The organism is Cupriavidus sp. IK-TO18, assembly GCF_015549295.1.
In the GTDB taxonomy this organism is placed as follows: domain Bacteria; phylum Pseudomonadota; class Gammaproteobacteria; order Burkholderiales; family Burkholderiaceae; genus Cupriavidus; species Cupriavidus oxalaticus_A.
This window is the reverse complement of the sequence record NZ_JADGMP010000069.1, coordinates 1-7,437: the sequence shown is the minus strand read 5'-3', so window position 1 is coordinate 7,437 and position 7,437 is coordinate 1. Positions and strand designations below refer to the sequence as shown.

Genomic DNA, 7,437 nt, shown 5'->3' with positions numbered 1-7,437 from the left:
GTCGAGCAGTTGCTGCACGCGGTCGCGCGGCAGCAGCTTGCCGCGCGACAGGTGCTTGTTGCGCGCATCGTCACCGCCGCCCTGCGCCAGCTTTGCGACCTTCGCCTTGAGGTCGGCCACCAGTTCCCGCATCGCGTCGGCATTGGCCTTGAACGATTCCGAGCGGGCGTTCAGTTTGGTTTCCAGCGTGGGCATCGTATCGTCTCGTTGCTAGGGTCTTGGTGGGGATCCGTCCAGCCTGCGCTGCATGCGAGGGATGGAGGCCGGCCTATGTGGCGATGCTCATGGCGCTTCCTCGATCATGTCGCCATCCACATAGAGCCAGCGCGGGGTCTCGCCGGGCGCGCGCGGCTCGTGCACGAAGCGGCTGCGCTCATGCAGCCGCCAGGCGCGCCCGCCGACCTTGTAGCGCGCGACGAACTCCACTTCGGCATGGGTGTCGTCCTGCTGCGCGTGCGCCTTCACCGACAACCCGAGCCAGCGCGTGGCGGTGTCTGGCGCAAGGTCCGCCGGACAGGTAGACGGATGCCACGTCTGGCGCAGCCAGTCAGTGTCGTTCAGCACATAGGCGCTGTAGCGCGAGCGCATCAGCGCTTCCGCGTTGGGCGGCAGCGCCTCGCCGCGATGGAAGCGGCCGCAGCACGCAGCATAGTCGGCGCCGCCGCATGGGCACGGCACCGGACCGGCCTTGGGCGGGCGGCGCGCGGTCATCCCACCAGCTCCGGCAGCTCGCGCATGTCGGTGAAGAGCGTGTGTGCACCGGCTTCGCGCAGCGACGCGGCGTCGTTGCGCGCGGCGTAGCCGAACACCGTCATGCCCGCGGCCACGCCGGCGGTGACGCCGGTGGGGCTGTCTTCGATCACGGCGCACCGCGCCGGCTCGACGCCCATGGTGCGCGCCGCCAGCAGGTACACGTCGGGCGCGGGCTTGCTGCGCGCCACTTCGGTGGCGGAGAAGATATGCTCGCGCTCATCCTGCTGGAACAGCTCGACCAGCCCGGTCTTGGTCAGCTGCAGCTTGACCTTGATGCGGTCCGCGCCCGACGCCACGCACACCGGCATGCCGGTGGCGGCGATCTTGCCGATGGCGTCGCGCACATGCGCCACGGCCGCCACTTCGGCCTCGAGCACCGCGTTGCGGCGCGCCAGCCAGGTCGACAGCCAGTTCTCGGGCAGCGGCGCGCCGCGCATGCGTTCGATCATGCCCAGTTCCTCGCGCACGGCGCGGCCGAGGAACAGGCGCGTGGAGTCTTCCAGCGAGATCCCGATGCCGAGTTCGTTCAGCATCTGGTTGAGCACGCGGTTGACGATGGGCTCGCTGTCGACGAGCACGCCGTCGCAGTCGAAGATCACGCAATCGAAACGGCCGGAATGGCCCTGGGTTACTGCGGTCATGCGGGTTTCTTTTCCTTGTTGTCCAGGCGGTCGTGCCTCCTGTTGCCGGGGACGCCGGCGGCACATGGCATCATCGTACGCTTTTTAAGCCCGGGTCAGGCCAGCGCGCGCGCAATCAGGATCTTCTGGATATCGCTGGTGCCCTCGTAGATCTGGCACACGCGCACGTCGCGGTAGATGCGCTCGACCGGGAAGTCGCTGACATAGCCATAGCCGCCGAACACCTGGATCGCGTCCGAGCAGACCCGCTCCGCTATCTCGCTGGCAAAGAGCTTGGCCATCGCCGCTTCCTTCAGGCACGGGCGGCCGGCGTCGCGCAGCGCCGCCGCGTGCCACACCATCTGGCGCGCGACGTCGATGCGCGTGGCCATCTCGGCCAGGCGGAACTGCACCGCCTGGTGCTGGAACAGGGGCTGGCCGAAACTCTCGCGTTCCCTGGCGTACGCCAGCGCCGCTTCAAACGCGGCGCGCGCCATGCCGATGCTCTGCGAGGCGATGCCGATGCGCCCGCCCTCCAGCCCCGACAGCGCCATCTTGTAGCCGCCGCCCTCGTCGCCCAGCAGGTTGGCCGCCGGCACGCGGCAGTCCTCGAACAGGATCTGCGCAGTGTCCGACGAATGCTGGCCGAGCTTGTCTTCCAGCCGCGCCACAACATAGCCGGGCGTGGAAGTCGGCACGATAAACGCGCTGATGCCGCGCTTGCCGGCGGCCTTGTCGGTCACCGCCAGCACGATCGCCACGTCGGCGTTCTTGCCGCTGGTGATGAACTGCTTGACGCCGTTGAGCACGTAGTCGTCGCCGTCACGAACCGCCGTGGCGCGCAGCGCCGAGGCATCGGAGCCGACGTGCGGCTCGGTCAGGCAGAACGCGCCGAGCATCTCGCCGCGCGCCAGCGGCACCAGCCACTGCTGCTTCTGCGCCTCGCTGGCGAATGACATCAGCATGCTGCACACCGGGCAGTTGTTGACGCTGATGACGGTGGAGGTGCCGCCGTCGCCGGCCGCGATCTCTTCCAGGATCAGCGCAAGCGACAGGTAGTCCAGGCCAGCGCCGCCGTATTCTTCCGGCACGGCCACGCCATAGGCGCCCAGCGTGGCCAGTTCGCGATGCACGTCCTTGGGAAAGGTCTTGTCGCGGTCCCACTGCGCGGCCTGCGGCGCGATCACCTCCTGCGCGAACTGGCGCACGGCGTCGCGGATCATTTCCTGTTCGGGGGTCAGCAGCATATCGATGGTCGGTTGGTCGTGCGCGCCGCGATCACCAGGGGATCGGCGTGCCGTCGTAGTTGTGGAAAGTGCCGTTGTCGCGCCGCTTGACGCCGGCCAGCACCTGGCGCATGCCCTTGACGCTCTGCTGCACGGTCAGGTCGGCTTCCTGGCCGCCCATGTCAGTCTTGACCCAACCGGGGTGCAGCGCCACGCAGGTGGCATGGCGCGCGTCGAGCGAGACCGCGCGCAGCGCTGCGTTGGCGCCGGCCTTGCTGACGCGGTACAGCCAGCTGCCGTTGTGCTCCATGCCGCCGATGCTGCCCATGCGCGAGGACAGCACCGCCAGCACGCCGCCGTGGCCGGACTGTCCGGCCTCGACATAGGGCAGCACCAGCGGCAGCGCCATCATCGGGCCGAGCACGTTGACGTGCATCACCCGGTCGAAGTCCTGCGGCGTCACCGGCTGCGCGCCTTCGGTGCGCGGGCCCAGCACGCCGGCGTTGTAGATCGCCACGTCGAGCGCTTCGCCGTCGAGCTTCCAGCCCAGCCCGGCGACAGCGCCGGGATCCGACAGGTCTACCTGATGGGCTTCGGCGCCAAGCGCCTGCAGCGCGCCCACGCCTTCCAGCGTGCGTGCCGCCGCGATGACGCGCCAGCCGTCGGCGCGGTACTGGCGGACGAATTCAAGGCCGATGCCGCGGGAGGCACCGAGGATCAGGACGGTTGGCAAGGGTTGCTCCTTGGTCTGGTACCGACGGGTTCAGCAAACTGCCTCTGCATGGCTCCCCTCTCCCGCATGCGGGAGAGGGGAGAAAACAAGCGGGAAGCGAAAGCCCTTACAGGATCTCAATCCCCACCGCCGTTGCCTCACCACCACCAATACACAAGCTCGCCACCCCACGCTTGCCGCCGGTCTTGCGCAGCGCGCCGATCAGCGTGGTCATGATGCGCGCGCCCGAGGCCCCGATCGGATGCCCCAGCGCACACGCGCCGCCGTGGATATTGACCTTGTCGCGCGGGATCTTCAGATCGTGCATCGCCGCCATCGGCACCACGGCGAAGGCCTCGTTGATCTCGAACAGGTCGACGCTGTCGGTGTTCCAGTCCAGCTTGCGGTACAGCTTGGCGATGGCCTCCACAGGCGCGGTGGTGAACCAGCCCGGCGCCTGCGCATGCGTGGTGTGGCCCAGCATGCGGGCGATCGGCTGCAGGCCCAGCTTTTTCGCCGTGGAAGCGCGCATCATCACCAGCGCCGAGGCGCCGTCGTTGATCGACGACGACGATGCGGCGGTGATGGTGCCGTCCTTGGCAAAGGCGGGCTTCAGCGACGGGATCTTGTCGAGCTTGATGCGGCGCGGGCCTTCGTCGGTGTCGATCACCGTGTCGCCGCCCTTGCCCGATACCGTCACCGGCGCGATTTCCCAGCGGAAGTCGCCCTTCTCGGTGGCCTGCTGCGCGCGGCGCACGCTTTCCATCGCGAATTCGTCCTGCTGCTGGCGCGTGAAGCCATACTTGGCGGCGCAGTCCTCGCCGAAGGTGCCCATGGCGCGGCCCTTGTCATACGCGTCTTCCAGGCCGTCCAGCATCATGTGGTCGTAGATCATGCCGTGGCCGATGCGATAGCCGCCGCGGCCCTTCGGGATCAGGTACGGCGCGTTGGTCATGCTTTCCATGCCGCCGGCGACCGCGACATCGAACGAGCCGGCGATCAGGCCGTCATAGACGGTCATCGCCGCGCGCATGCCCGAGCCGCACATCTTGTTGACGGTGGTGCAGCCCACGGCCAGCGGCAGGCCCGCGCCCAGCGCGGCCTGGCGTGCCGGCGCCTGGCCCTGGCCGGCGGGCAGCACGCAGCCGAACACCACTTCTTCCACCTGCTCCGGCTTCAGGCCGGCGCGCTCTACCGCCGCGCGGATGGCGGCGGCGCCGAGCTGCGGCGCGGTCACGCTGGCAAATTCGCCCTGGAACGCAGCCATAGGCGTGCGGGCGGCTGAAACGATGACGATCTCTTCCATGTCGGGTCTCCTGGATCGGTATGGTTGCGTAAGTGGTGCCTGGTGCAGGACCAGCGCGTCAGCGGATTGACGCCTGCGGCGGATCGCCGTACTGGCGGTAGGCCACGGCCAGTTGCTCGCGCAGCTCGTCGTTGTTGCTGGCGGCCATGCCCAGGTCGCGCAGCAGGCCGTCGGACACGCCGTAGATCCAGCCGTGCACCGTGACGGCCTGGCCGCGGTCCCAGGCGTCCTGGATCACCGTGGTCTGGCAGATATTGCTGACCTGCTCGATCACGTTCAGTTCGCACAGCCGGGTATGCGCGTCTTCCTCGCGCAGCACGGTGCCGAGGTAGGCCTCATGCTTGTCGGCCACGTCGCGCACATGGCGCAGCCAGTTGTCGGCCAGGCCGATACGCTCGCGCTTGAGCGCGACCTTGACGCCGCCACAGCCGTAGTGGCCCACCACCGTGATATGGCGTACCTTGAGCACTTCCACGGCGAACTGGATCACCGACAGCGCGTTCAGGTCGCTGTGCGCGATCACGTTGGCGATATTGCGGTGGACGAACACCTCGCCCGGGGCCAGTCCCAGGATCTGGTTGGCCGGCACGCGCGAATCGGAGCAGCCGATCCACAGGTATTCCGGCGCCTGCTGGTTGGCCAGGCGGGTGAAGAAGGTTGGATCTTCCGCGTTGACGCGGTCCACCCAGTCACGGTTGTTGCGGAACAGCTGGGCGATGGCGTCATTCATGCGACTCTCCTTGCAGGGTCGGCGGCAGGCAGTTCAGAGACAGCGCCGTAGCGGTTGATGAATCGCTCGGCAGGGTGATAGGCAAAAAAGTCATGGACATGTCCGGCCAGCAGCCGGTCCTTGTGACCCTGCCACATGGCAGGGTCGAAAAAATCCGCGTGGTGCCGCAGGAACGCCGCGCGCACGCGCGCATCGCCCAGCAGGAACGTGCGGAATGTCTCGGGAAAAATATCGTGCGGACGCACCGTGTACCAGACCTCGCCCGACATCTCCTCTTCCTCGTTGCGCGGTTGCGGCACGTTGCGGATATTGCAATCGGTCAGGTACTCGATCTCGTCGTAATCGTAGAACACCACGCGCCCGTGCCGCGTGACGCCGAAGTTCTTGTACAGCATGTCGCCCGGGAAGATATTGGCGGCCATCAGTTCCTTGATGGCGTTGCCGTATTCCAGCACGCCGTGCTCGACCTGCGCGTCGGTGCCTTCCTGCAGGTAGATGTTCAGCGGCGTCATGCGGCGTTCGATATAGACGTGGCGCACCACGATTTCCTCGCCGCCGTGCTTGTCGCGCTGGTATTCGATCATCGACGGCGCGTGCTGCTCGAACTCGCGCACCAGCGCTTCATCGAAGCGCGACAGCGGGAAGGCCACGTCGGAGTACTCCAGCGTATCGGCCATGCGGCCGACGCGATCGTGCTGCTTGACCAGCTGGTACTTCGACTTCACCAGTTCGCGCGTGGTTTCCTTGGGCGCCGGGAAGAAGTCCTTGATGACCTTGAACACGTACGGGTACGACGGCAGCGTGAACACCAGCATCACCAGCCCGCGGATGCCGGGCGCGACGATGAACTTGTCCGACGAATGCTGCAGGTGATGCAGGAAATCGCGGTAGAACAGGTTCTTGCCCTGCTTCTGCAAACCCAGCGACGTGTAGATCTCCGCGCGCGGCTTGCGCGGCATGATGTCGCGCAGGAAGGTCACGTAGGCCGACGGGATCTCCATGTCGACCATGAAGTAGGAATGCGTGAACGAGAACAGGATCAGCAGCTGTTCTTTCTTCAGCAGCACCGAGTCCAGCACCAGCTTGCCCGACGGGCCGTGCACGATCGGGATCGCCAGCGGGAAGGTGCGGTCGCCGTTCAGGATGCGGCCGATGATGAAGGCCGACTTGTTGCGGTAGAACAGCGACGACAGCGTATGGATCTGGAAATTCGGCGCGGTGCGGAAGTCGCCGAAATGCTCGCCGACGGCGCGCACCACGTAGCCGATATCGCGCGCCAGGTCTTCGAACGGGCGCTCCAGCTGGAAGTTGTGCACGATGCGCTCGAAGCACGCCGCCATGCCCTCGCGGCTGCCCGGATAGTAGGCGCGGAAGGTCGGCCGCGTCGGCGATTCCTCGTTCTCGATGTACTCGGTCGAGATCGCCGGGCGCACGAAGATGAAATCGTTGTTGAAGTACGAGCGGTGCAGGATGCGCGTGCAGACCGAGTTGAAGAAGGTCTCGGCCAGTTCGGGCTGGTGGTGGTTGGTCAGCAGCCCGATGTAGTGCAGCTTGATCTGCTGCCAGATCTCGTCGTCGATGTTCTCGGCGTCGTACTCGTCTTCCAGGATGATGCTCGATTCGCGCACGCGCTCGTTATAGAAGGCGATGCGGTCGCGCTGGATCTGCTGCAGCCCGTGCCAGTCGCCGGCCTCGAACTTGAGCTTGGCCTGGTGGCTGACCTCGCGGAACAGCCGGTAGTGCTTGTCGAACCCGTCGAGCATCGTTCTCGCCACATCGAAGGCAATCTGCGAAGAGAGCAGTTTGGGGAAGTGGGACATGGGTCGACGGGGGGCGACTGCGTGACGGTCTTGCGACGGGTAGTGAGATTGTAAATGGGTTCCGGGGGAGCGCTGCGGATGTCCGGGGGCGCCGGAGGTGAATCCGGCACCCCTCCCGGCATGCCGTTACATCGTTTCCGCGAACAGCTCGCGGCCGATCAGCATGCGGCGGATCTCAGAGGTGCCGGCGCCGATCTCGTACAGCTTGGCGTCGCGCCACAGGCGCCCGGCCGGGTATTCGTTGATATAGCCGTTGCCGCCCAGGATCTG

Annotated in this window: 8 protein-coding genes and 1 pseudogene; all 9 read right to left on the bottom strand. The window is 66.5% G+C overall.

The genetic code is table 11. The annotated features are described in order from the left end of the window. Nucleotides 1–195 (bottom strand): annotated as a pseudogene (locus IPF36_RS34075) (methylcrotonoyl-CoA carboxylase); the annotation flags it as partial. Nucleotides 196–282: 87 nt separating this feature from the next. Further along, nucleotides 283–711 carry a YchJ family protein gene (locus tag IPF36_RS34070; RefSeq protein ID WP_195432333.1) on the bottom strand — a complete coding sequence of 143 codons (429 nt, stop codon included), beginning with the start codon at nt 709–711 and terminating at the stop codon, nt 283–285. After that, entirely contained in the window at nt 708–1,394 is a 687-nt protein-coding gene (locus IPF36_RS34065) for an HAD family phosphatase (protein ID WP_133098510.1), read from the bottom strand. The genes IPF36_RS34070 and IPF36_RS34065 overlap by 4 nt, the downstream gene beginning before the upstream one ends. 95 nt (nt 1,395–1,489) lie before the next feature. Continuing rightward, nucleotides 1,490–2,620: an acyl-CoA dehydrogenase family protein gene (locus tag IPF36_RS34060; protein WP_195432332.1), complete on the bottom strand. Its 1,131-nt coding sequence runs from the start codon at nt 2,618–2,620 to the stop codon at nt 1,490–1,492. A 31-nt stretch (nt 2,621–2,651) separates the two neighbouring features. Beyond that, nucleotides 2,652–3,332, bottom strand: coding sequence for an SDR family oxidoreductase (locus IPF36_RS34055; protein ID WP_133098508.1), 681 nt, complete (start codon nt 3,330–3,332; stop codon nt 2,652–2,654). Between the two features lie 106 nt (nt 3,333–3,438). After that, the gene (locus tag IPF36_RS34050; RefSeq protein ID WP_133098507.1) at nt 3,439–4,617 is read right to left on the bottom strand and encodes an acetyl-CoA C-acetyltransferase; all 1,179 of its coding nucleotides are present in this window, start codon (nt 4,615–4,617) and stop codon (nt 3,439–3,441) included. A gap of 58 nt (nt 4,618–4,675) precedes the next feature. After that, a complete protein-coding gene (can, locus tag IPF36_RS34045) occupies nt 4,676–5,347 on the bottom strand; it encodes a carbonate dehydratase (protein WP_135704159.1) in 672 nt (223 codons plus the stop codon). Next, entirely contained in the window at nt 5,344–7,167 is a 1,824-nt protein-coding gene (aceK, locus tag IPF36_RS34040; RefSeq protein WP_133098505.1) for a bifunctional isocitrate dehydrogenase kinase/phosphatase, read from the bottom strand. Before aceK ends, can begins: the two co-directional genes overlap by 4 nt. A gap of 126 nt (nt 7,168–7,293) precedes the next feature. After that, nucleotides 7,294–7,437 (bottom strand): acyl-CoA dehydrogenase family protein (locus IPF36_RS34035; protein ID WP_255520004.1); only part of this gene is annotated, 144 nt, incomplete at its 5' end.

Coding starts and splice junctions, on each gene's coding strand:
- IPF36_RS34070 (WP_195432333.1), bottom strand. CDS start 711: ATGACCGCGCGCCGCCCGCCCAAGGCCGGTCCGGTGCCGTGCCCATGC.
- IPF36_RS34065 (WP_133098510.1), bottom strand. CDS start 1,394: ATGACCGCAGTAACCCAGGGCCATTCCGGCCGTTTCGATTGCGTGATC.
- IPF36_RS34060 (WP_195432332.1), bottom strand. CDS start 2,620: ATGCTGCTGACCCCCGAACAGGAAATGATCCGCGACGCCGTGCGCCAG.
- IPF36_RS34050 (WP_133098507.1), bottom strand. CDS start 4,617: ATGGAAGAGATCGTCATCGTTTCAGCCGCCCGCACGCCTATGGCTGCG.
- can (WP_135704159.1), bottom strand. CDS start 5,347: ATGAATGACGCCATCGCCCAGCTGTTCCGCAACAACCGTGACTGGGTG.
- aceK (WP_133098505.1), bottom strand. CDS start 7,167: ATGTCCCACTTCCCCAAACTGCTCTCTTCGCAGATTGCCTTCGATGTG.